Raw genomic sequence first — 23,988 nt, forward strand, 5'->3', positions numbered from 1 at the left:
CCGCCGCATCAGCGCCGGGGCCAGCACCCCGCTACAGACCCGACAAGGGAGCGTCAATGACCACCACCGTCCCGCCCGCCGACACCGCCGACGTCGGCACGCGCATGTCGCGTCGGGAGGTTCTCCAGGCCCTTTCCGGCCTGATGGTCGGCATGTTCGTGTCCATCCTCGCCTCCACGGTGGTGGCGAACGCGCTGCCGCGGATCATCGCGGACCTGAACGGCAGCCAGACCGTCTACACCTGGATCGTCACCACCGAACTGCTCGCCATGACGGCGACGGTGCCGCTGTGGGGCAAGATGGCCGACCTGTACAGCAAGAAGTTGCTGATCCAGTTGTCGCTGGGACTGTTCGTGGTGGGTTCACTCATCGCGGGCTTCACGCCGAACGTCGAGGTGCTGCTGCTCAGCCGGGTCGTCCAGGGCATCGGCGCCGGCGGCATGACGGCGCTGGCCACGATCGTCATGGCGGCGATGATCCCGCCGCGTGAGCTGGGCCGCTACGCGGGCATCTTCGGCGCGGTCTTCGGCGTGGGCACCATCGCCGGCCCGCTGATCGGCGGCCTGCTCGTCGACACGTCGTGGCTGGGCTGGCGGTGGTGTTTCCTGATCGGCGTTCCGTTCAGCATCATCTCCATCGCCCTGCTCCAGCGCACCCTGCACCTGCCGGTCGTCCGCCGCAAGGCGAAGATCGACTGGCTGGGCGCTCTGCTCATCACCTCGGGCGTCTCCACGCTGCTGATCTGGTCGTCCCTGGCCGGCAACAAGTTCGACTGGGCCTCCGGCTGGACGGCCCTGATGGTCATCGGCGGTCTGGTTCTGCTGGCGCTGGCCGTGGTCGTCGAGTCGCGGGCGGCGGAGCCGATCGTCCCGCTCAGCATCTTCCGCAACCGCACGGTCTCCCTGGCCACGGTCGCCAGCGTGCTGGTCGGTGTCGCGATGTTCGGCGGCACCGTCTTCCTGTCCCAGTACTTCCAGATCTCGCTGGGCAAGTCGCCCACCGTGGCGGGCCTGATGAGCCTTCCGATGATCTTCGGTCTGCTCGTCTCGTCGACGGTGGCCGGTCAGCTCATCACGAAGTACGGCCGTTGGAAGGCGTACCTGGTGGCCGGCGCAGCGGTGATGACCGTCGGGATGGTGCTGCTGGGCACCATCGACGCCAACACCAGCGTCGTCGTGCTGTCGATCTACATGGCTGTGCTGGGCGTCGGCGTCGGCATGCTCATGCAGAACCTCGTGCTCGCCGCGCAGAACGACGTGCCGGCCCACGAACTCGGTGCCACCACCTCAGTGCTGACGTTCTTCCGCAGCATGGGTGGCGCGATCGGAGTCAGCGCCCTCGGCGCGGTCCTGGCAAGTCGGGTGACCTCGCTGACGACCGACCGGCTCGGCCCGGCGGCGACCGCCGGAGGCGGCTCCGCCGAGGTGCCCGACCTGTCCACCCTGCCCGAGCCGGTGCTGCGCATCGTGCAGGACGTGTACGGCATCGCCACCGCGGACCTCTTCCTGGTCGGCGCGCCGATCGCGCTGCTCGCACTGATCGTCGTGCTGTTCATCAAGGAGAAGCCGCTGCACACCCTCAGCGGGGACGAACGACGCGCCCAGGAGGAGGCGGCCGCAAAGGTCGCGATTCACTGAGCCGTACGCCAGCACAAACGGGGGGCGGGCCGGTTGGCCCGCCCCCCGTTGTGCGCCTACCCGCGTTTCTCGGTAACGACAAAGTGTGAACCCGTCGCCACGTAACGTGAGATTGAGCCGGTGAACGGCTGACGCCAGACGTGCGCCGGGCCGCCACTGCGGCGGCGCCGCTCGGCCAACTACCGGGTCGGACAGCTCGGTAGCGTCGCGGCCTACTCAGCCGCAGGAGGTGTGGACGATGCCCATGCTGTCGGTCTTCGATCCCCGGCACACGGTCGCTCCCCCGGGCTACAGCCGCTGGCTGATCCCGACCGCGGCACTGGCCGTGCACGTCTGCATCGGCCAGGTCTACGCGACGAGTGTCTACAAGAACTCCCTCATCGCGCACTTCGACGCCAGCCAGACGGCGATCGGAGCGATCTTCAGTATCGCCATCGTCGTGCTGGGTTCGTCCGCGGCGGTGGGTGGCCGGTGGGTGGAGCGGAACGGACCACGCCGGGCGATGTTCGCCTCGGCCTGCTTCTGGGCCGTCGGGTTCCTGGTCGGCGCGCTCGGCATCGCGACCCAACAACTCTGGCTCCTCTACCTCGGATACGGCGTCATCGGCGGCATCGGGCTCGGCATCGGCTACATCTCGCCCGTCTCCACACTGATCAAGTGGTTCCCGGACCGCCCCGGCCTCGCCACCGGGCTGGCCATCATGGGGTTCGGCGGTGGCGCCCTGGTCGCCGGCCCGCTCGCGCGCCAACTGCTCTCCCTCTACGACTCCGGCTACAACCCCGACAACCCCGCCGCCATCGCATCGGGATCCGCCCTCGTGGCGCTCTTCGTCACGTTCGGCATCGGCTATTTCGTGATCATGATGTTCGGCCCGTTCAACGTCCGGGTTCCGGCGCCGGACTGGCGCCCCGCCGGTTTCGACCCCGCGAGTGTCGCCGCCCGACCTCTGGTGACAACAGCGAGCGTGTCCGCGTCGAACGCCGTGCGTACCCGGTCGTTCTGGTTGCTGTGGATCGTGCTGTTCTGCAACGTCACCGCGGGCATCGGCATCCTGGAACAGGCAAGCCCGATGATCCAGGACTTCTTCCGGGACAACGGGACCACCACCACGGTCTCGGTGACGGCGGCGGCCGGGTTCGTTGGGGTGCTGTCGCTGTTCAACATGGCTGGGCGGTTCGTCTGGTCGACAACGTCCGACCTCATCGGCCGCAAGCCCATCTACATGGTCTACCTCGGCGTCGGCATGGTGCTGTACGTCCTGCTCGCCGTGGCCGGCCATTCCGCGACCGCGGTCTTCGTGCTGATCGCCGCAGCGATCATCTCCTTCTACGGCGGTGGCTTCGCGACCATGCCCGCCTACCTGCGTGACCTGTTCGGCACCTTCCAGGTCGGGGCCATCCACGGCCGCATCCTGACCGCCTGGTCGGCCGCGGGTGTCGCCGGCCCGCTGATCGTCAACGGGATCCTCGACACGCAGGGCAAGCCCGGCACCCTCACCGCTGCGGCGTACCGGCCCGCGCTGTTCACCATGGTCGGCATCCTCGCCATCGGGTTCATCGCGAACCTGCTGGTCCGTTCCGTGCCCGAGCGGTTCCACGAACCGAACCGAGGTCCGACCTCGCCCGTGGCGAAGGCCACCGTCACCGATCCCGTCGCTCTCGGGCGGGACAGCCAGCCGCCCGCGCCGCCGCGCGTCGGTAGTCAGACCGGGCGGCTCTGGTTGTCGTGGCTGCTGGTCGCGGTGCTACTCGGGTACGGCATCGTCCAGACCGCCATCACCGCCGCGAAGCTGTTCACCGGCTGACGTGTCGCGCCAGCGACGGAAGGCGCTCCTTGAAGGGGCGTCTTCCGTTTCGCCGATCCGCTCAGGGCCGGGTCGTCGACCGACTCTCGTCGAGCCGCTCCCGTTGTGGCACGACCGTGTACTTCGGATCGCGTGCCGACACTCCTCCCGCCTCGAAGACGCCGAACCGGGTGGCGACCGACGATGCCACGAGGGCAGCGCCGGAGATCGCGGACAGGATCCGGCTGCGGCGGCTGAACAGCGCGGCGACGGTGCCCACGCCGAGCAGCACGTCGCCAGCACGGACCAGACGACCGCTGCGACCCTGCCGGTAGGGCTCACCGATCAGGCCCAACCGCTCCATCCGGCGACCACCGAGGTACTTGATGGTCGCCGCGACGACGGCGAGTCGCCGCAGCGGAGCGGCCTGGGCGGCGGGCGCCGCGATGAGGCCGACCCCGGTGGCGGCCGCGAGCGCGCTGCCACCGAAGACGAACGGCAGATAGGGGTACGCCTCGTGCCAGGCAGGTACGGCGGTGTCGGCGAGCAGCACCCCGGTGTACGTGGCCAGCGCCGGGGCAGCGGCAGCGGCGGCCAGGCCGGCGATGTCGCCGACGGGTGGCGCCAGCCGGCGGGCGAGGCCGAGAACACCGTGCTCGGGGAGCCGCGGCGCCAGCTCGGCGACAGCGGCCACACCGGCGGCCGGGCCGAACGCGGTGAGGATCCAGGTGCCGACCGACATCGGCGAGGTCAGCTTGGCGATCCGGAGCATGTGGTGGAACCGGTCCGGACGGCCGAGGTCGTGCACCAGCAGGTACGCGCTGACGGTGACACCGCCCAGGGCCGTCCACCGTCCCACCTGGCGCAGACCGGGCCGGCCGGTCAGCTGGGCGCCGGCACCGATCAACGCTCCCCCGGCGGCGAGACCCCCGGTGAACAGGTAGCCGGCGATGTCGCGCTTCCACACCGGCGGCTTGAGGATCGGCCGGCCGTAGTAGGAGGCGAAGTCGGCCGCCGGCACGGTGAGCTGCTCGCCGCCGCGGGTCATGACCGCCTGCCCAGGAACGCGACCACAGTGGCGGCGGTCATCGCCAACGCGGCGAGGCCTGCGTGTTTCCACATGGCCGGCAGGTCGCGGGTGGTCACGATCGGGTCGGGCGGCAGCCCGTACACCTCCGGCTCGTCAAGGAGCAGGAAGAACGCCCCATCACCACCCACGCCGTCGTTCGGATCGTGCCCGTACAGACGCGCCTCGGAGACCCCCCGCCCCCGCAAGGTCGCCACCCGGGTCGCAGCCCGCTCCCGCAGTTCGTCGAGGGGCCCGTACTGGATCGACTCGGTCGGGCACGCCTGCGCACACGCCGGCGTCATCCCCGCACCCAACCGGTCGTAACACAACGTGCACTTCCACGCCCGACCATCATCCTTACGCTGATCAATCACCCCGTACGGACACGCCGAAATGCAGTACCCACACCCATTGCAGATGTCCTCCTGCACCACCACAGTGCCGAACTCCGTCCGGAACAACGAACCCGTCGGACACACATCCAGACACGCCGCATGCGTGCAGTGCTTACAGACATCCGACATCATCAACCACCGAAAATCAGTACGACCCTCCGCACCGGACCCCCGCCCCGGCGGCTGCGCTCCCGGCATCCCCAGGAACTCCGGGCCGGCCGACATCCGGGCCGCCGCAGCGGGCGAGCCCGGGGGCAGGCCGGGGTCGGTGCCGGTGTCGGCGTGGGTGCGCGCGCCCATCGCCGCGGTCACCGGGCTGATCGCCGGCCCGTCCGGGTTTTCCTCGAACGCCGGGGTCGCCAGGCCAGCCCGGCGGGGCTGCTCGATGAACGCGACGTGTCGCCACGAGTTCGCGGTCAACGCCCCGGTGTTGTCGTACGACATGCCGAGCAGGTCCAGACCACTCTCCGGCACACCGTTCCACTCCTTGCAGGCCACCTCACAGGCCTTACAACCGATACACACGCTGGTGTCGGTGAAGAACCCCATCCTCGGCGGCGCGTCCTCGTAACCGGCGTCGGGCGCCGGGTCGAGCGGGCCGTACAGGGCGTTGGCGTGGGGCATGGGTCAGACCTCCTGGTCCGGGCCGCTGTCGGCGGAGTCGGTCGTGACCTGCGGTGGGTAGTGCGGGCTGAGATCCCCGGACCGCCGCCGGTAGTCGATGACGAGTTCCTGCAGCTCCAGTCCCCTGGGGCGGCGTCCGGGCCGGATGTCGCAGGTGCCGACCTTGCTCTCCTGGATCAGGACGTTCGGGTCCAGGCTGATGCCGAACAGGTCGTTGGCCGAGTCACCGGTCACCAGACCCTCGAAACCGAAGTGGTACGGCAACCACACCTGGTGGATGATCCGGTTGTCCACCCGCAACGGGGTGAGCCGGTCGGTGACCAGCACCCGCGCCTCGATCGCCGCGCGGGCGGTCACCAGGTGCGCCCAGCCCAGATGATCGAGCCCGCGTTCGGCCGCCAGCTCCGGTGACACCTCGACGAACATCTCCGGTTGCAGCTCCGCCAGCGGCGACACGGTCCGGCTCATCCCACCTGCGGTGTGGTGCTCGGTGAGCCGGCTGACAGTGAACACGTACGGGAACACCTGGCTGTACGGTTCCGGCGGGCTCGGGTTGAGCGTGTTGATCGGGTGGGTGTAGACCTTGCGGGTCGGGTTGGCCTGCTGTCGGTAGAGCGGGTTGCGCACCGGCGACTCGACCGGCTCGTAGTGGGTGGGCATCGGGCCGTCGAGCACACCGGTGGGCGCGTACAGCCAGCCTTTGCCGTCGCCCTGAAGGATGAACGGATCGTCGCCGGCGATGCCCGCCACGCCGGAGGCGTCGCGTTCCGGTCGGTAGGACGGCGGTTTGGTCTTTTCGAAGTCCGGCACGTCGTAGCCGGTCCACTCGCTCTTGTCCGCGTCCCACCAGACGTAGCGTTTGCGCTCACTCCACGGGTTGCCGTCCGGGTCCGCGGACGCGCGGTTGTAGAGGATGCGCCGGTTCGCCGGCCATGCCCAACCCCACTCGGGCGCCACCAGGGACTGCTCTGAACCGGGTTTGCGGCGGGCCGCCTGGTTGACGCCGTCGGCGTACACCCCGGTGTAGATCCAGCAGCCGCCGACGGTGGAGCCGTCGTCCTTCATCTCGGTGAACGACGACAGCGGGCGGCCGGTGGCCACGTCGTACCCGTTGATCTCGCGCAGCACCGCCTCGGCGCTCGGCTCCGCGTGCGGACCGTGCGTCGGGTAGTCCCAGGTGAGGTCGAGCAGCGCCCGGTCGCGCGGCGCGGTCGACGACGCGAGCCGTTCCCGGATGACGCGTCCGAGGTGATAGAAGAACCACAGCTCGGAGCGGGCGTCGGCCGGCGGCTCGACGGCCTTCTCCCGCCACTGCAACAGGCGTTGCGTCTGGGTGAAGGTCCCCTCCTTCTCCACGTGCGACGCGGCAGGCAGGAAGAACACCTCGGTGCGGCACTCCTCGGGCATGATCTCGCCGGTCTCGATCTCCGGCGCGTTCTTCCAGAAGGTGGCACTCTCGATCATGAACAGGTCCCGGACCACCAACCAGTCGAGGTTCGCCATGCCGAGCCGCTGCGCGCGGCCGTGCGCGGAGCCGATTGCCGGGTTCTGACCGAGCAGGAAGTACCCCTTGATCTTCCCGTCGATCATGTCGAGCACCTGCTGGTAGGTGCCGTGGTCGCCGGTCATTCGGGGCATGTAGCCGTAGCAGTAGTCGTTCTCGGCGGTGGCGGCGTCGCCCCAGTACGCCTTGAGCAGGTTGACGCCGTAGGTGCGGGCGTTGCCCCAGAAGCCCTTCTGCCCGGGGTGCGCGATACTGTCCACCCACTTCTTGAGGGTCGGGTGCTCGGCGTGGTGGGGCATCGGCAGGTAGCCCGGAAGCAGGTTGAACAGCGTCGGAATGTCGGTGGACCCCTGGATGCTGGCGTGCCCGCGCAGCGCCATCACCCCGCCACCCGGGCGGCCCACGTTGCCCAGCAGGAGCTGGATGATCGCGCCAGTACGGATGTACTGCACCCCCACGCTGTGCTGCGTCCAGCCCACCGAGTAGACGAGCATGCCGGTCCGGTCCCGGCCGGAGTTCTCCGTCCACGCCTGGGCCAGTTCGAGGAACTTCTCCTGCGGGATGCCGCAGACCCGTTCCACCATCTCCGGGGTGTAGCGGGCGAAGTGCCGCTTGAGGATCTGGTAGACGCAGCGCGGGTGCTGCAACGTCTCGTCACGTTCGGTCTCGCCGCCGACGGGCGCGCCGTGCGACTCGTTCTCCAGCCCGGCCGCCGTCTCCCGCTGCGTCTCGCTGTCGCGGGTCGTCTGGCTCTGTGGGTGGCCCTCGTAGCGCCAACTGGCCTGGTCGTAGGTGGCGTTGTCGTCGTTGAAGCCGGAGAAGAGGCCGTGCATGTCCTCGGTGTCGGCGTACTCCTCGGTCACGATGGTCGCGGCGTTGGTGTAGGCGACGACGTACTCCCGGAAGTCCAGCTCGTTGTCGAGGATGTAGCGGATCACCCCGCCGAGCAGCGCGATGTCGGTGCCCGCCCGGATCGGCAGGTACGAGTCAGCGAGCGCGCTGGTACGGGTGAACCGCGGGTCGACGTGGAAGACCTTCGCGCCCCGGCGCTTGGCCTCCATCACCCACTGGAAACCCACCGGGTGTGCCTCGGCCATGTTCGAACCCTGGATGACGATGACGTCGGAGTTCGACAGGTCCTGCTGGTACTGGGTGGCGCCGCCACGGCCGAAGCTGGTCCCCAGACCGGGGACGGTGGAGGAGTGTCAAATACGGGCCTGGTTCTCGATCTGGAGCGCCCCCATCGCGGTGAACAACTTCTTGATGAGGTAGTTCTCCTCGTTGTCCAGCGTCGCCCCACCCAGACTGGAGATACCCAGCGTCCGGTTGAGCGGTCGGCCCTCGGCGTCGACGTCCTCCCAGGTCTCGTCCCGGGCGGCCAAGACCCGATCGGCGATCATGTTCAGTGCCGTGTCGAGGTCGAGGTCCTCCCACTCGGTGCCGTACGGCCGGCGGTAGCGGACCGTGGTCTGCCGCAACGGGCTGGTGACCAGGCTCTTGCTCGCCGAGCCCTTCGGGCAGAGCCGACCCCGCGAGATCGGGCTGTCCGGATCACCCTCGATCTGACTGACCTGCCCGTCCTTCACGAACACCCGCTGGCCGCAACCCACAGCGCAGTACGGGCAGACCGACCGGGCCACCGAATCGGCGGCATCGGTGCGGGCGGTGAGCGCGCGGGACCCGTCAGACTTCGCCGCAGCGCCCCGGCCCAGCGGGTCGGTGCCGGTGAGCTGGCGGTAGACCGGCCAACCCTCGAACCAGCTCCGCACCCCCATCGCCGCACCTTCCCGACCAATCCCGCCAAATATGAACACTCTGACGGTAGATGAGGTGCCGGCCCGGTCGCAGCGGGATCACCAACAGTCATGCCTCCCCCCGGCCTTTCGTGCAGGCCGGAAGAGGCATGGAGTACGGCGATGGTCAGCGCGGTGGCAACTGGCCGACGGGGTGATCATTGAAGGTCCGGTAGCGGTGCAGCTCCCAGAACAACCAGCCGATGCTGATGATCGCCACCACGACGAAGACCAGGGAGCCGGAGAACGTGTCCCAGAGCGTGTGCAGGACGACGACACCCACGAACGTGCCGATGAACCCGACCAGCCGGCGGACGCTGGGGCTCGCCAACAACGCCCAGAGCGCACCGGCGGTCAGCCCCGTCCAGGCGGTGTGACCGGCGGGCGCCGTCAGACCCCGGATGAAGAGCGTCTGCTCCACCGCACCGATGTTGCCCTGCGAACTCAGCAGCGCGCTGAACGCGTAGCCCATCGTCTCCAACGCGGCGAAACCCATGCCGGCCGCGACACCGATGATCAACCCGTCCGAGGGCACCCGACGCCGATGCTGAGCCACCACGGTGAACAGCAGCACCACCGGGACGATCAGCTTCGCCGACTCCTCGATCAGCGCCACGAACACCATCGGCAGGGTGCCGAGGCCGCGCAGGGTGTCGTACTCCAGGGTCCCGGCGACCACCGTGCCGATCACACCGCCGAAGAACGCCGACGTCACCAACACCGATGCCGGCACCTGCCACCGACCGGTACGGGCCTGCGCGAACGTCAGGAACGTCAACGGCACCAGTGTCGCCCCGAGCAGGATCAACGCCGGCACGAAGTTCGGATTCTTGGTGCTGACCAGGGTTCGCAGCACCGCCATGTAAAGGATCAGCCCGACAACGAGCACCACGACCCACGCCCACCGGCGCCAGCGATCACGCATACCGCGCAGTCTGGCGGACCAAGGTTACGAAGACCAGCCCCGGCACCGCGATCCTGACTACTCCGCACGTGCGTGCCGGAAGCCGCGCAAGCCGACAGTCGCGGCCTCAAGCTGGATCTTTGGCCAGCCTGTTCAGGATGGTCCGCGCCAGCGCGGCGAGCCGGGTGCGCAGGTCGTCGTCGGACCGCCCACCGAGGTCGTCCTCAAGATGCCTGGCCAGGGCGGCGACCGCCGGGAGCAGGTCGTCCAGTCGGCTGCCCTCATCTCCGACAACGTAGAGACGGTGTGTTCCCACCTCGGCCGGGATGCTTCCGTCGAGGATCCGCTCGCAGGTGTCGGCCGCGATCAACGCCACTGCGGTTGGCAGGTCCGGCTCCGGAAGCCCGAGTTCGGCAACGACTGCCGCCAGGCGCCGGCTGGCGTCATGCGCCGGCAGTGTCCGAGCTGACTCCGCTGCGAGCGCCACCACGGCGTCACCGGTGACGCCGGCGATCAACAGGTCGCAGGCCAGCATCACCGCGTGGTGCGGGTCGGCGTCGTCGAGCAGCGCTCGGGCCTGTTCGGCCCGGAGTCGGCGAAGGAGTCCGTCATCCACGAGCCGAGGTTAAGCCACCTCCAGTCGAATCAGAACGGCCTTTCCGAGCGCAGACCCCGACCGACATCGCGGGGTCAGTGCCGTCACGACGACATTCCGGAATTCGGCGACTCCGACGACTACCAGATAGACGAGGCCGCAGGCGGGGTGGTCCGGCTCTGGCAGTTACGGGAGCCGCACACAGATGAGGTCGAGGGCCAGCTCGCGCTGCTGTAGGCGACGCTCGTTGCTTGATCGTTGGTAGCTCAGCGGTTCGACACGCCGAGCCGTGCCCTTCTGAGCTGCCACCGATCGACATGGCGATCCCGCACTCCGCAGCCGGTCATCCAGGGCGCGGGTGGGCCGCGTGACACTCAGACGACGTGCACCAGCCGGAAGCGCTCGGTCACGACCAGGGTGTCGTCGTCCACTGTGAAGTCGGGGTCGCCCAGCTCGTCGCGCACCTCGGCGCTGTGCCAGAACGACTCGTGCCCCGCACGCCACTGGGCCACCGACTCGTCGCCCTCCCCCTCGGCCACCGCATGTGGCAGGTCGACGTCGGCGAGCCGGATCACCCGTACCTCGGTCAGCTCGATGGCCGCGACCCGCCGGCCGGCGGAGTCCACCACGGCGGACAGTTGACCCGCCTCGGGCAGTGGCTCGTTGGCGCACTCGTAACCGATCAGCAGGCCGGTCGTCGAGGTTTTCGCCCCGGACAGGATCGCGCCCACGAGCTTGTCCCGCAGTAGCCCCGGGAACGCGAACTCGGCGAGTGGAAGATCATCGAGGTCCATCCGCGGAGGGTACCCGGATGGTCGGAGGTGCCAGGTCGGTCAGGTGTGGTGGATCGGGGTGGCCAGGTCGCTGAGCGGGCGACCCGAGCCACCCCAGGTCTGGGCGGTGATCTCGGCGGCGATCGCCACTGCCGTCTCCTCCGGTGTCCGCGCCCCCAGGTCCAGCCCGATCGGCGAGCGGAGGCGCGCCAGCGCGCGCTCCGGGACGCCCGCCTCGCGCAGCCGGCGCATCCGATCGTCGTGCGCACGCCGGCTGCCCATCGCACCGATGTAACGGGCGGGCGTGTCGAGGGCGACCTGGAGCAGCGGCACGTCGAACTTGGGGTCGTGGGTGAGGACGCAGAGCACGGTGCGGTCGTCGACTGTCGTCGACTCCAGGTACACGTGCGGCCACCGGACCACGAGGTCGTCGACGTCCGGGAAACGCGCGCGGGTGGCGAACAACGGGCGGGCGTCGCAGACCGTGACGTGGTAGCCGAGGAACGTGCCGATCCGGGCCATCGCGGCGGCGAAGTCGATCGCACCGAAGATGATCATCCGGGGAGGTGGCACGTACGACTGGACGAACACGGCCACCTCGTCGCCGCGCTGCTGCCCCTGCCGGCCCAGGTGGATCGTGCCGGTGACGCCGAGGGCGAGCATTCCGGTCGCCTGCCGGGACACCGCGTCGTCCAGGTCGGGTGCGCCGAGGCTGCCCGCGACCCGGTCGGCCCAGATCACCAGTTGGGCGTTCTCTACCGATGCGGTGGCGACCGGGCGGCCGTCGCGGATCGCGGCGAGGACCTCGTCGAACTCGGTCATCGCGACGCTCGGCTGGACCAGGACCTGGATGGTGCCGCCGCAGGTGAGGCCGACGTCCAACGCGTCGTCGTCACTGACGCCGAAGGTCTGGGTGTGGGCCGTGCCGCTCTGCACCGCACTCCGGCAGAGTTCGTAGACGGCGCCCTCAACGCAGCCGCCCGAGATGCTGCCCACCACGTCGCCGTGCGCCGAGACGGCCATCGCCGCGCCGGGTTGCCGGGGCGCGGACTGCCAGGTGCGCGCGACGGTCGCGACGGCGAACGCGACGCCCGCAGCACGCCAGCCGGCCAGCCCGTCGACGATGTCCCGCATGGTCGCACGATCCGGGAGCCCCGGCGGCACCGTCAACGGCGACCTAAGCAGTTGCTTAGGTCGCCGTTGACTTTGGCCACCGTCGGGCAGAGATTTTGCCGGACTGCGGAGGTGCGACATGCAGGTGCCGGCACCGTTCGAGTACGAGCGAGCCACCAGTGTGGACCATGCGATCAGCCTGCTGGAGCGGCTGGGCGGGACGGCCCGCCTGATCGCCGGCGGGCACAGCCTGCTGCCGATGATGAAGCTCCGGCTGGCCAACTTCGACTATCTGATCGACATCAACGACCTGCACGCCGAGCTGGGCTACGTCGAGGCGGGCCCCGACGAGGTCCGCATCGGTGCGCTGACCCGACATCGGGAGCTACTCGAGTCGCCGGTGCTGGCGGCGGCGTTCCCGATCTTCGCCGACGCCGAACGGGTGATCGCCGATCCGGTGGTGCGCAACCGGGGCACGCTGGGCGGCTCGCTGTGCCAGGCCGACCCGTCCGAGGATCTGTCGGCGGTCTGCACGACGCTTGACGCGCGGTGCGTGATCCGTGGTCCGGGCGGCGCGGAACGGGTCGTGTCGATGGAGGAGTTCCACGTCGGGCCGTACGAGACGGCCGTCGCGGACGACGAGATCCTGGTCGAGATCCGGTTACCGGTGCGACCCGGCTGCGGCAGCGCGTACGCCAAGGTCGAACGCCGGGCCGGCGACTGGGCAGTGGTGTCGGCGGGCGCGGCGGTGTGGCTCGACGGCGGCGCGATCGTCGACGCCCGGGTCGGGCTCGCGGCGGTGGGCCCCAACACGACGGGCATCCCGGCGATCTCCGCGGCGCTGCGCGGGCAGGAACCCTCGGAAAGTCTCTACGAGCAGGCCGGGGCGATCGCTGCGGACAACTGCGACCCGGTGACCGACCAGCGCGGCAGCGCGGACTACAAGCGGCATCTGGCCGCCGAGCTGACCCAACGGACCCTGCGCCGGGCCGTCGAACGGGCGAGGAGCTGAGCATGCAGGTCACCATGACCGTCAACGACGTCGAGGTCACCCGGGAGATCGAGGCCCGGCTGCTGCTGGTGCACTTCCTGCGGGACGTGCTGGGTTTGACCGGCACACACTGGGGCTGCGACACCAGCAACTGCGGCACCTGCGTGGTCTGGCTGGACGGCGAGCCGGTGAAGTCGTGCACGGTGCTCGCCGCGATGGCCGGCGGCCATCAGGTGCGTACCGTCGAGGGTCTCGCCAAGGGCACCGAACTGGACCCGATCCAGCAGGGGTTCATGCAGTGCCACGGACTGCAGTGCGGCTTCTGCACGCCGGGGATGATGATGACCGCGCGGGCGCTGCTCGATCGCAACCCGGACCCGAGCGAGACGGAGATCCGGGAGGCGATCTCGGGTCAGATCTGCAGGTGCACCGGCTACGCCACCATCGTGCGCTCGGTCCGCTGGGCCGCCGTGGCCGAGGCGCAGGCCGGGGCCCAGGTCACCGAGACCACCGAATCGACAGAGGCCGGCGAGATCGACAACGCCGGTCAGCCCGCGGAGGCTGTCGCATGACCACTGTGCACGAGCGCGTGGACACGTTCCACGACAACGACCAGAAGCCCGTCGGGTACGGGAGGATGCTGCGCAAGGAGGACCCGAGGTTCCTGCGTGGGCGCGGCCGGTACGTCGACGACGTCCAACTGCCCGGCATGCTGCACCTCGCGATCCTCCGGTCGCCCGTGGCGCACGCCCGGATCGTCAGCATCGACACGAGCGCCGCCGAGGCGTCGCCCGGGGTGAGGGCGGTGGTGACCGGGGCCGCGCTGGCACAGCAGAACCTGGCCTGGATGCCGACGCTCTCCAACGACGTGCAGGCCGTGCTCGCCACCGACAAGGTCCGTTTCCAGGGCCAGGAGGTGGCGTTCGTCGTCGCCGAGGACCGGTACGCGGCGCGCGACGCGCTGGAGCTGATCGACGTCGAGTACGACGTCCTCGACCCGGTGATCGACGCGCGGCGGGCGTTGGAGCCGGACGCCCCGCTGATCCGCGACGACCTGGACGGCAAGACGAACAACCACTGCTTCGACTGGGAGACCGGCGACGAGGCCGCCACCGAGGCGGTCTTCGCCCGCGCCGACGTCGTGGTCAGCCAGGATCTCGTCTACCCCCGGGTACACCCGGCGCCAATGGAGACGTGCGGGGCGGTCGCCGACTACGACGCGGTCGACGGCAAGCTGCGGCTCTGGTCGACCACCCAGGCCCCGCACGCGCACCGCACCCTCTACGCCATCGTGGCGGGCCTGCCCGAGCACAAGATCCAGGTGATCTCGCCGGACATCGGCGGCGGTTTCGGCAACAAGGTGCCGATCTACCCCGGGTACGTGTGCGCGATCGTCGCCTCGATCGTCACCGGCAAGCCGGTGAAGTGGATGGAGGACCGCTCGGAGAACCTGATCAGCACGGGGTTCGCCCGCGACTACATCATGCGGGGGGAGATCGCCGCGACCCGCGACGGCCGGATCCTCGGCATCCGCACCAACGTGCTGGCCGATCATGGCGCGTTCAACGGCACCGCCGCCCCGGTGAAGTACCCGGCCGGTTTCTTCGGGGTCTTCACCGGCAGCTACGACATCGAGGCCGCGTACTGCAGGATGACGGCGGTCTACACCAACAAGGCGCCCGGTGGCGTCGCGTACGCCTGCTCGTTCCGGATCACCGAGGCGGTCTACCTGGTCGAGCGGATCGTCGACTGCCTCGCCGACGAACTCGGCATGGACCCGGCTGAGCTGCGGTTGAAGAACTTCATCCAGCCGGAGCAGTTCCCGTACACGACGAAGACCGGTTGGGTGTACGACTCGGGCAACTACGAGCCGACGATGCGGCTGGCGATGGAGATGGCCGGCTACGACGAGTTGCGCCGCGAGCAGGCCGAGAAGCGGGCCCGGGGTGAGCTGATGGGCATCGGCATCGCGTTCTTCACCGAGGCCGTCGGCGCCGGGCCGCGCAAGAACATGGACATTCTCGGGCTGGGCATGGCGGACGGCTGCGAGCTGCGTGTCCATCCGACCGGAAAGGCAGTGGTACGCCTCAGCGTGCAGTCGCAGGGTCAGGGGCACGAGACGACGTTCGCGCAGATCGTCGCCGAGGAGATCGGGATCCCGCCGGCGGACATCGAGGTGCTGCACGGCGACACCGACAACACCCCGTTCGGCCTCGGCACGTACGGCAGCCGCTCGACGCCCGTCTCGGGCGCGGCGGCGGCCCTGGTGGCCCGGAAGGTCCGCGACAAGGCCCGGATCATCGCCTCGGGGATGCTCGAGGTGTCGGTTGCCGACCTGGAGTGGGAGAAGGGCGCGTTCCACGTCGCCGGCGACCCGGGCCGGTCCGTCACGATCCAGGACATCGCCCTGCGTGCGCACGGCGCGGGCGACCTGCCCGAGGGCATTGAGGGTGGCCTGGAGGCGCAGATCTGCTACAACCCGTCGAACCTGACCTACCCGCACGGCGCGTACATCTGCGTGGTGGACATCGATCCCGGCACGGCGCAGGTGACGGTGCGACGGTTCATCGCGGTCGACGACTGCGGCACCCGGATCAACCCGATGATCATCGAGGGGCAGGTGCACGGCGGGCTGACCGACGGGGTCGGCATGGCGCTGATGGAGATGATCGCGTTCGACGAGGACGGCAACTGCCTCGGCGCGTCCCTGATGGACTATCTGATCCCGACGTCGCTGGAGGTGCCCGACTGGGAGACCGGCTTCACCGTCACGCCGTCACCGCACCACCCGATCGGCGCGAAGGGCGTCGGCGAATCGGCGACGGTGGGTTCGCCGCCCGCGATCGTCAACGCGGTCATCGACGCCCTGAAGCCCTTCGGCGTCCGACACGCCGACATGCCGCTGACGCCGTCGCGGGTCTGGGACGCGATGCGCGGCCAGGCCCGGCCGCCGGTCTGAGGGAGCCGAGATGACGACCATCGCGGAGCGCGTCCGGGAGCTGACCGACACCCGGGAGCCGTTCGTCCACGCCACAGTGGTCCGCGCGCAGGACCCGACGTCGGCCCGACCGGGCGACGACGCGGTGATCCGGTTCGACGGCTCGATCGAGGGCTTCGTGGGCGGGGTGTGCGCGGAGAGTTCGGTGCGGGCCGCCGCGCTGGACACCCTGCGCGACGGCACCGCCCTGCTGCTGCGGGTGCTGCCGGAGGGCGCGACCCCGTTCCCGGACACCCCGGGGGCGCGGGTGGTGGTCAACCCGTGCCACTCCGGTGGCGCGATCGAGGTGTTCCTCCGACCGATGCTGCCGGCACCGGCAGTGCGCGTGGTCGGTGACACCCCGATCAGCGCCGCAGTGGCGACGCTGGCCGCGTTCCTCGACTTCGACGTCGTCGCGGCCGACGACACCATCGGCTGCACCGCGGCAGTGGTGGCCGGGTTGGGCAGGGGCGAACAGGAGGCGATCCGGGCGGCGCTCGACGACGGCGTGGGGTTCATCGCGCTGGTTGCCAGCGGCAGGCGCGGCACGGCCCTGCTCGACGAGTTGGGCCTGACCGACGCCGAACGCGCCCGCGTCCACACCCCGGCCGGGCTGGACATCGGCGCGCGTACGCCGGCCGAGATCGCTCTGGCGATCATGGGTGAGGTGGTCCGGGCCATCCGGGTGGACGGGTTGGCGCCGGCCGCCGGCGCGTCGGCTGCCCGACCGCAGCAGGCAGTCGACCCGGTGTGCGGGATGACCGTGCTGGTCGGGGCGGAGACCCCGCACGCGCGCGTCGACGGTCAGGACTTCTGGTTCTGCTGCGCCGGTTGCCTCGCGAGTTACACGGCTGCGTGACAGGTGTTCCTGACCGGTGTGGTGCTCGCCGCCGGCGCGTCGGCGCGACTCGGCGAGGCCAAGCAACTGCTCCCGTACCGGGGGCGGACGCTGCTCGACGCCACCCTCGACCTGGCCCGCTCGTGCGGCTTCGACCAACTGCTCGTCACAGTGGGCGGTGCGGCGGACGGCATCCGCGACCGGGTGGACCTGACCGGGTGCCAGGTCGTGCAGAACCCGGCGTTCAGCACCGGCTGCGGGTCGTCGGTGCGCACCGCCGCCCGCGCGGTGGATCCGCGCGCCGACGCGCTCGTGCTGCTCCTCGGCGACCAGCCCGGCGTCCGCGCCGCGGACGTCCGCCGGGTCGCCGCGGCGGCCACCCCGTTGGCCGTCTGCCGGTACGCGGACGGCCTGGGCCATCCCTTCCGCTTCGGCCGTGAAGTCCTGCCCGAGTTGTACGACCTGCACGGCGACAAGGCCGTCTGGAAGCTCCTGCACTCCGGGCGGCACCCGGTGACCGAGGTGACAGTCGACGGGCCGGTGCCGATCGACGTGGACACCCGGGCCGACTACGAGCGCCTGCTGGCGGGCGAGGCATGAAGGACGCCCAGGCTGTCCGGCACCGCCTCGACGCCGTCGACTACCTGGTCGACGACGGCATGGCGATGGCCCTGTTCCTGGCCCTGCGTCTCGGTCGGCCCCTGCTGCTGGAGGGTGAGCCGGGGGTCGGCAAGACCGCCGCCGCGAAGGCGCTGGCCCGCGCGCTGGAGACACAGTTGATCCGGTTGCAGTGCTACGAGGGGCTCACCGCGGGCGAGGCGCTCTACGAGTGGAACTACCAGCGGCAACTGCTGGCGATCCGACTCGCCGAGGCGCACCACACGCGGCTCACCGACGCGGACCTGTTCAGCGCCGAGTACCTCCAGGAACGCCCGATCCTGCGGGCCGTACGCCACAGTGGGCCGGTCCCGCCGGTGCTGCTGATCGACGAGATCGACCGGGCCGACGACGAGTTCGAGGCGCTGCTGTTCGAGTTCCTCGGCGAGGCCGGCATCACGATCCCCGAACTCGGCACCTTCACCGCCCGCACCCCACCCGTCGTGGTGCTCACCTCGAACCGCAGCCGGGAACTGCACGATGCGCTGCGCCGCCGCTGCCTGTACCACTGGATCGACTTCCCCGAGCCGGCCCGCGCCGTGGAGATCGTCCGCCGGGCCGTACCGGGGGCGACCGAGCCGCTGATCCAGACGGCAGTGCAGTTCATCGGCGGCGTACGCCACCGGGAGCTGGAGAAGGCGCCGGGGATGGCGGAGACCATCGACTGGGTGGGCGCCCTGTCGGTGCTGGGCGTCACCGACCTGGCCGCCGACGGCGTGGCGCAGACCGTCGGCACCATCGCCAAGACCCCCGACGACCGCGCCGTGGTCGCCGCCGCGCTCGGCGCCTACCAGGAGAGTCAGCCATGAAGATCACCAACGAGTTCGCGGTCACCGTCCCGATCGACCGGGCCTGGGCGGTGCTCACCGACCTGGAAGGGCTCGCGCCGTGCCTGCCCGGAGCCCAACTGACAGGCGTCGACGGCGACGTCTACCAGGGCCGGGTGCGGGTCAAGGTCGGTCCGGTCGTCTCGGAGTTCGCGGGCACCGCCCGGTTCGTCGAGAAGGACGACACCGCGTGGCGCGGGGTGATCGACGCGAAGGGCCGGGACGCCCGCTCGACTGGCACCGCGTCCGCGCTGGTCACCGCTCACCTGCGGCCGGACGGCGAACGGACAGTGGTCAGTGTGGACACCGATCTGAAGATCTCCGGCAAGCTGGCCCAGTTCGGCAGCGGCATGATCAAGGAGGTGTCGGGCAAGCTGCTGGCCCAGTTCGTCGCGAACCTGGAGGCCAAGCTGGCCGCCGAGCCGCCGACCCCGCAGCCGAACGCCGAGCCGTCGAGCCCGCAGCCGAACGCCGAGCCGTCGAGCCCGCAGCCGAACGCCGAACCCATGCCGGCCGCGCCCGCCACGGCGGTCGCGACCACGCCCAGCACCGCTGCCGTCGCACCCACGCCCAGCACCGCTGCCGTCGCGCCCTCGCCCGTCGCACCCTCGCCCGTCGAGCCGGAGGCGCTCGACCTGCTGAGCATCGCCGGCGGGTCGGTCACCAGGCGCCTTGTACCGGTGCTCGTCGGTCTGGTCGCGGTCGGCGCGGTGATCGCCTGGTTGGTTGCGCGCCGGTGAGCACGGGCGTGCTGCGCGGTGTCGACCGGGCCGCGTTCGCGGTGGCGCTCGCCGGCCGGCTGCGCCGAGCCGGCGTCCCGGCCGGACTGACAGACGTCGACGACTTCGTCCGGGCGCTCGCCGCCAGCCCGCCCGACTCGATGTCGTCGCTCTACTGGAGCGCTCGGATCAGCCTGGTGCGCCGACACACCGACCTGCCCGCGTTCGACCGGGTCTTCGCGGCGGTCTTCGCGGACCCCCCACCGTTGCCCCGGTCACAGCGGTCCGCGCCCCCCACCAACGGCCACGACGACGTGTACGTCCGGGTGCCGGCCGACACCGACGACGCGGGATCGGGCGGTGGCCTGCCGTGGGCGACCCTGCCGCCGGCGGTCGCGGAAACATCCGAACACGACACCGCGCTGCGACTGCCGCAGCGGCGGCCGAGCGCCCACACCGGGCTCGCCGACCGCCCGTTCGACGAACTCGACACGGCACAGGTCACGCAGCTCGGCGACGCCCTGCACGCGGCCGTCACCGACTGGCCGAGCCGACGCACCCGTCGGCACACCGTCGGCCCGGCCGGTGCCCGGATCGCGTTGCGGGCCACCATCGCCCGGGCCCGGCGCACCGGCTGGGAGCCCGTCGAGGTCGTCCGCGCGCGCCCGGTACGGCGGCCCCGCCGGGTCGTGCTGCTCTGCGACGTCAGCGAGTCGATGCGGGCGCAGGCAACGGCGTACCTGCAGCTGATGCGGGCGTTCGCGGTGGTCGCCGACGCGGAGGTGTTCGCGTTCGCCACGACGCTGACCCGACTCACCGTGGTGCTCCGGCACACCTCGGTGGCCGAGGCGGTCGCGCAGGCAAGTGCCGCCGTGACCGACAGGTACGGGGGCACCCGGATCGCCACGAACCTGCGTGCCCTGCTCACCTCCCACCACGCGGAGGCCGTACGCGGGGCGGTGGTGGTGATCGGGTCGGACGGCTGGGACAGCGATCCACCCGCCGACCTGGCGGCGGTGATGGCCCGGCTGAGCCGCCGCGCGTACCGGATCGTCTGGTTGAATCCCCGCGCCGGAGCGCCCGGCTTCGCCCCCCGGGTCGGCGGCATGGCCGCCGCACTCCCCTACTGCGATCGGATGCTGCCGGCCGGCACCTTCCAGGACCTGCTGGTCGTCGCCCGTCAGCTCCAGAGCGTCACGTGCACCGACGGCCGGAAGTGGCCGACGCTGACTCCCGCGCCGCGCATCATCGCCTGAATCGCCCTCGGCGTCGACGAGAAGCGCGACAGCTCCTCGGCGGCCGACATCGCGTCGGGGGTGGCGAGCACCTGCGCGTGCCACACCGCCTCGGTGGTCGCGTGCGGCCCCATCACCTGCCCGAGATGGCCCTGACGCACGTCGGGCGCGACGGTGAACGCCAGGGCCGGCGCCACCCCCCTGCCCCGCTTGGCCTCCCCCAGCGCGGCCGCGTGGCTCTGGAAGATCTGCTGGCGCTCGTCCGGTACGGCCAGCCGACGCAGCAGCGCCGGGACCGCGCCCCACTCGGTGGCGGCCGACGGCCCGAGCAGCCAGGTCTGCTCCCGTAGCTGCCCCGGGGACGCCGCCAGGCCGGCCAGTGGGTGCTCCGGGCCGACGGCGAGCACGAGTCGGTAGTTCATCACCGGCCGGCAGCCGATGGCGCTGTCGACGACCGACGGCTGCGGCCCGATCGCGATGTCGGCGGCGCGGGTCGACAGCAGCGACCCGAACGTTCCGGGGTTGCGCACGCTCAACTCGACGTCGAGGTCGGCGGCCCGCTTCGCGAAGAGTTCGATCAGCCCCGGCGCGGCGAACTCGGCGAACAGACTCGACGCGGCGACCCGCAGCAACCGTCGGCCCCGCTTCGCGGCGCTCACCTCCAACATCGTGCGGTCCTGCAGGCCCAGCAGCTCCGCCGCGCGACTGGCCAGCCGCAGCCCACCCGGGGTGAACGCGAGGCCCGCCGCCGTCCGGGCGAAGAGCTTGTCGCCGAACTCCTTGCGCAACTGGGCGATGTGCAGCGACACCGCCGGCTCGGAGACCTGAAGCTCCGCGGCGGCCTGCTTGACCGAGCCCAACCGGACCACGGCGACGTACGCGCGCAGCTGCGTCGGGGTCATCGGCGTCACCTCTCCCCGCCCGATCGCGTGGCTCGGCTCGGCGTCGAGACGAACATCGATCATCCCGCGCGGATCCGCACCACCGCCAGCACCCGATCAGTCGGTGGTGGCCACCCCGTTTCCGGACACGCAGTACACGTCGCCGGAGTTCGCGGCGTGCGGCAGGTCGTGGAGGTACGTCGCCAGGTCGGTAGCGGATACCAGGCGTTGGAAGGTCATCGACTTGTCGTCGCCCAACGCGACGTCGAAGCCGTCGAAGCCGAGCGCGGTCAGGCGATCGAGGCATCGGTAGGCGACCGGACGCGCGATGGTGGTGAACTCGAACGACAGCGCGGGCAGTGGGCGGCTCAGGCCGGCCAGCACCTCGGCCTCGAAGCCCTCAACGTCGATCTTGGCGAAGGTCGGCACGCCGTACGTCTCGATCAGCGCGTCGACGGTGACCACCGGGACCTCGATGTCGGCATCCCACACCTCGCTCTCCCACCCGCCCGCGCCCTTCGCCGCCCGCACAAACTCCGGCGAGGCGGTCGACACCGTGGGGTTTGCGGAGTTGACGTGCAACCGGGTGCGCCCGGGCAGCGCGCCACACGCGGCGTCGACAAGGGTCACCTGGTCGTCCTCGGCGTAGATCGCCCGCAGGGCGCGCAGACACAGCGGCTGCGGTTCGACGGCGACGACCCGGGCGCCGAGGCGACGGAAGCTGCCGATGTGGTCGCCCACGTGGGAGCCGATGTCGAAGACGAGGTCTCCGCTGCTGACGAAGCGGGAGTAGAAGGCGTCCATTCGCGCGTCCCGTTCGGGGTCGCCGTAGTAGACGTCCAGTGACCGGTGCAGCAGGGACAGGGCCGGATCGGTCCGGAGCGCGGCGATCCGGGTGGCGGTGGTAGCCGTCATCTGTCTGGGTCCAGTCCGTGAGAGAGGTGGCCGGGGTTACGGTCCGAAGGCGGTCAGGAACCGGTCCCGGAAGGCGTCCATCCGCCAGACCGGCGCCTGCGGGCCGGGCTTCAGCCCGTCCTGCCAGCCCCACCCGGAGATCCGGTCCAACACGGCCCGGTCCCGGGTGATGATCGAGATCGGGACGTCGCGGCTGGCGTTCTCGCCGGTGACGACAGCGGCGGGCTGGTGGTCACCGAGGAAGATGAAGACCAGGTCGTCGTCTCCGTAGGTCCGCACGTAGGAGATGAGCGTACCGAGGGTGTACTCGATGGACTTGCGGTAGTCCGCCCGGATCTGGGTGGTGTTGCGGCGCTTGTCGTCCGACCTACCCGCGCCGGCCCCGCGGTAGACCGCGCCGTCGCCGACGTCGGCCCAGTCGAGCAGCGGCGGAACCGGGGTCCAGGGCGCGTGACTGGACACCAGCGCCAGCTCGGTCATCACGTTGCCGTCGCGCTTCGCCTGCTCCAGGCGCTGCCAGCTGGCCAGTGTGTACTGGTCGGGCGGGGTGCCGAAGCTGAACTTCGGGCCCCGGTACGCGAGCGTTTTGGCGTTGTAGAAGCGGTCGTAGCCGAAGAAGGAGCCCTCCGGCCACGCCTTGGTGACGGCGGGCATCACGCCCACGGTCTGCCAGCTCGCCCGCCGGAAGGCACCGTTGAGGGTCATCCGGTCACTGGCCAGCAGGGTGTAGTGGCGCTGGTCGTTGTCGATCCAGAGGCCGGAGAGCAGGGTGTCGTGCGCGAGCCAACTACCGCCACCGAAGGTCGGCGAGGTGAGGAAGCCGCTCTGCGCCGCGAAACCCGCGGCGCTCAGCTCGCCGGCGCCACTGTCGAGGACCGCACCGACCTGCGGCGCGAACTCCGGGTCCTCGACGGCGTCGCGGCCGTAGCTCTCCACGAAGGCGACGACCACGTTCTTGCCGCGCAGCGCGGTCAGCAGCTGATCACCCGGGGTGTCGCCGAACTTGTCGGCCTCGATCAGGGCGCCGAACGTCTCGCGGTCGTCGAGGCGCAGGCGGACCTGGAAGCCGTGCCCGTTGGCCAGGGTGGTCGCGGACGTGTCGGCGACCGGGACGCCCTCGACCACCCGCACGTTGAACGCGGCGCAGGCCACCCAGACGACCACCAGCGCGGCCACGATCCGGGTGGTCGCGGTGCGGTGCCAGACCACCAGCCGCCGCAGTCGCCGCATCGACAGCGTGACGAGTGTGGGCAGACCCACGACCACCACCGCCAGGGTGATCGCGGCGCCGATGGCGGCGGGCCGACCGTACGACTCGCTGAGGAAGGCGAACCCCTCGTCGAGGAGCGCCCAGTCGAGCACCGGGTCGAACGCCCGGCTCAGCGAGGCGGAGAACCCCAGGTCGAGCAGCTTCAGCAGACCGAGCAGACCGAGCGCCACTCCGGCGAGCGTCGCGACCAGTCGGCTACCACGAGACGGCAGGGCCAGCAGGAGGGCCACGACCACCAGCGCCTCCAGTGGGATCCGTACGAACCCCGCCGGGCTGAGCCGGCCGAAGTCGTACGGCACGGTGAGGACGAGCAGCACGAGCAGCGCGGCCAGGACCGTCGCCAGCCGGGCCACGATGGTGCGCTTAGGGCGGCCCTCGGCCTCGCCGCCGTCGGTGGTGGTGACGTCCGGGACTTCGTCCCTCATCGCCCTCCGTCCCTGGCTCGGCAGCTGACGTACGCGCGTCAAGAGCGACAACCCGGGCATCCT

20 protein-coding genes are annotated in these 23,988 nt (G+C 70.5%); 10 read left to right on the plus strand and 10 right to left on the minus strand.

Annotated elements, in window-relative coordinates; all coding sequences use genetic code 11:
- Positions 1 to 56: 56 nt before the first annotated feature.
- Together ACQP0U_RS18065 and ACQP0U_RS18070 are read left to right on the plus strand one after the other, a co-directional pair.
- Positions 57 to 1,637, plus strand: a complete 1,581-nt coding sequence (locus tag ACQP0U_RS18065) for an MDR family MFS transporter (protein WP_433308519.1) — start codon at positions 57 to 59, stop codon at positions 1,635 to 1,637.
- 244 nt (positions 1,638 to 1,881) lie between these two features.
- Entirely contained in the window at positions 1,882 to 3,441 is a 1,560-nt protein-coding gene (locus tag ACQP0U_RS18070; RefSeq protein WP_433320934.1) for an OFA family MFS transporter, read from the plus strand.
- 61 nt (positions 3,442 to 3,502) lie between these two features.
- Here ACQP0U_RS18070 and nrfD read toward each other — a convergent pair whose 3' ends face one another.
- The 7 genes from nrfD to ACQP0U_RS18105 all read right to left on the minus strand — a co-directional run bounded on the left by nrfD (position 3,503) and on the right by ACQP0U_RS18105 (position 12,211).
- Positions 3,503 to 4,468 carry an NrfD/PsrC family molybdoenzyme membrane anchor subunit gene (nrfD, locus tag ACQP0U_RS18075; RefSeq protein ID WP_433308520.1) on the minus strand — a complete coding sequence of 322 codons (966 nt, stop codon included), beginning with the start codon at positions 4,466 to 4,468 and terminating at the stop codon, positions 3,503 to 3,505.
- Positions 4,465 to 5,508 (minus strand): 4Fe-4S dicluster domain-containing protein, encoded by a 1,044-nt coding sequence (locus ACQP0U_RS18080; protein ID WP_433308522.1) that lies wholly within the window; start codon positions 5,506 to 5,508, stop codon positions 4,465 to 4,467. The genes nrfD and ACQP0U_RS18080 overlap by 4 nt, the downstream gene beginning before the upstream one ends.
- Positions 5,509 to 5,511: 3 nt before the next feature.
- Positions 5,512 to 8,787 (minus strand): formate dehydrogenase, encoded by a 3,276-nt coding sequence (gene fdh, locus ACQP0U_RS18085; RefSeq protein ID WP_433308524.1) that lies wholly within the window; start codon positions 8,785 to 8,787, stop codon positions 5,512 to 5,514.
- A gap of 145 nt (positions 8,788 to 8,932) precedes the next feature.
- Entirely contained in the window at positions 8,933 to 9,730 is a 798-nt protein-coding gene (locus tag ACQP0U_RS18090) for a PrsW family intramembrane metalloprotease (protein WP_433308526.1), read from the minus strand.
- Positions 9,731 to 9,836: 106 nt separating this feature from the next.
- Entirely contained in the window at positions 9,837 to 10,325 is a 489-nt protein-coding gene (locus tag ACQP0U_RS18095; protein ID WP_433308528.1) for a hypothetical protein, read from the minus strand.
- Positions 10,326 to 10,678: 353 nt separating this feature from the next.
- Positions 10,679 to 11,098 carry an ASCH domain-containing protein gene (locus tag ACQP0U_RS18100; RefSeq protein ID WP_433308530.1) on the minus strand — a complete coding sequence of 140 codons (420 nt, stop codon included), beginning with the start codon at positions 11,096 to 11,098 and terminating at the stop codon, positions 10,679 to 10,681.
- Between the two features lie 39 nt (positions 11,099 to 11,137).
- A complete protein-coding gene (locus ACQP0U_RS18105) occupies positions 11,138 to 12,211 on the minus strand; it encodes an XdhC family protein (RefSeq protein ID WP_433308532.1) in 1,074 nt (357 codons plus the stop codon).
- Between the two features lie 118 nt (positions 12,212 to 12,329).
- On the opposite strand from ACQP0U_RS18105, the gene ACQP0U_RS18110 reads away from it, so the two are divergent.
- The 8 genes from ACQP0U_RS18110 to ACQP0U_RS18145 are packed head-to-tail and all read left to right on the plus strand — an operon-like array spanning position 12,330 to position 20,455.
- Positions 12,330 to 13,202 carry an FAD binding domain-containing protein gene (locus tag ACQP0U_RS18110; RefSeq protein WP_433308533.1) on the plus strand — a complete coding sequence of 291 codons (873 nt, stop codon included), beginning with the start codon at positions 12,330 to 12,332 and terminating at the stop codon, positions 13,200 to 13,202.
- Between the two features lie 2 nt (positions 13,203 to 13,204).
- Positions 13,205 to 13,753, plus strand: coding sequence for a (2Fe-2S)-binding protein (locus ACQP0U_RS18115; protein WP_433308535.1), 549 nt, complete (start codon positions 13,205 to 13,207; stop codon positions 13,751 to 13,753).
- Positions 13,750 to 16,140, plus strand: coding sequence for an aerobic carbon-monoxide dehydrogenase large subunit (locus ACQP0U_RS18120; RefSeq protein ID WP_433308537.1), 2,391 nt, complete (start codon positions 13,750 to 13,752; stop codon positions 16,138 to 16,140). Before ACQP0U_RS18115 ends, ACQP0U_RS18120 begins: the two co-directional genes overlap by 4 nt.
- Before the next feature lie 10 nt (positions 16,141 to 16,150).
- Positions 16,151 to 17,017, plus strand: a complete 867-nt coding sequence (locus tag ACQP0U_RS18125; protein WP_433308539.1) for an XdhC family protein — start codon at positions 16,151 to 16,153, stop codon at positions 17,015 to 17,017.
- A gap of 3 nt (positions 17,018 to 17,020) precedes the next feature.
- The gene (locus ACQP0U_RS18130; protein ID WP_433308541.1) at positions 17,021 to 17,596 is read left to right on the plus strand and encodes a nucleotidyltransferase family protein; all 576 of its coding nucleotides are present in this window, start codon (positions 17,021 to 17,023) and stop codon (positions 17,594 to 17,596) included.
- Positions 17,593 to 18,462, plus strand: coding sequence for an AAA family ATPase (locus ACQP0U_RS18135; RefSeq protein ID WP_433308543.1), 870 nt, complete (start codon positions 17,593 to 17,595; stop codon positions 18,460 to 18,462). The genes ACQP0U_RS18130 and ACQP0U_RS18135 overlap by 4 nt, the downstream gene beginning before the upstream one ends.
- Positions 18,459 to 19,220, plus strand: coding sequence for an SRPBCC domain-containing protein (locus ACQP0U_RS18140; protein WP_433308545.1), 762 nt, complete (start codon positions 18,459 to 18,461; stop codon positions 19,218 to 19,220). The genes ACQP0U_RS18135 and ACQP0U_RS18140 overlap by 4 nt, the downstream gene beginning before the upstream one ends.
- Positions 19,217 to 20,455, plus strand: coding sequence for a vWA domain-containing protein (locus ACQP0U_RS18145; protein WP_433308547.1), 1,239 nt, complete (start codon positions 19,217 to 19,219; stop codon positions 20,453 to 20,455). Before ACQP0U_RS18140 ends, ACQP0U_RS18145 begins: the two co-directional genes overlap by 4 nt.
- Here ACQP0U_RS18145 and ACQP0U_RS18150 read toward each other — a convergent pair.
- The 3 genes from ACQP0U_RS18150 to ACQP0U_RS18160 form a co-directional block, all read right to left on the minus strand.
- Entirely contained in the window at positions 20,380 to 21,336 is a 957-nt protein-coding gene (locus ACQP0U_RS18150; RefSeq protein WP_433308549.1) for a LysR family transcriptional regulator, read from the minus strand. The genes ACQP0U_RS18145 and ACQP0U_RS18150 overlap by 76 nt on opposite strands.
- A 96-nt stretch (positions 21,337 to 21,432) precedes the next feature.
- Positions 21,433 to 22,230 (minus strand): FkbM family methyltransferase, encoded by a 798-nt coding sequence (locus ACQP0U_RS18155; protein ID WP_433308551.1) that lies wholly within the window; start codon positions 22,228 to 22,230, stop codon positions 21,433 to 21,435.
- A 36-nt stretch (positions 22,231 to 22,266) separates the two neighbouring features.
- Positions 22,267 to 23,925 carry a sulfatase-like hydrolase/transferase gene (locus ACQP0U_RS18160; RefSeq protein WP_433308553.1) on the minus strand — a complete coding sequence of 553 codons (1,659 nt, stop codon included), beginning with the start codon at positions 23,923 to 23,925 and terminating at the stop codon, positions 22,267 to 22,269.
- Positions 23,926 to 23,988 lie beyond the last annotated feature (63 nt).

The organism is Micromonospora sp. CA-269861 (assembly GCF_050948505.1).
Taxonomy (GTDB): domain Bacteria; phylum Actinomycetota; class Actinomycetes; order Mycobacteriales; family Micromonosporaceae; genus Micromonospora.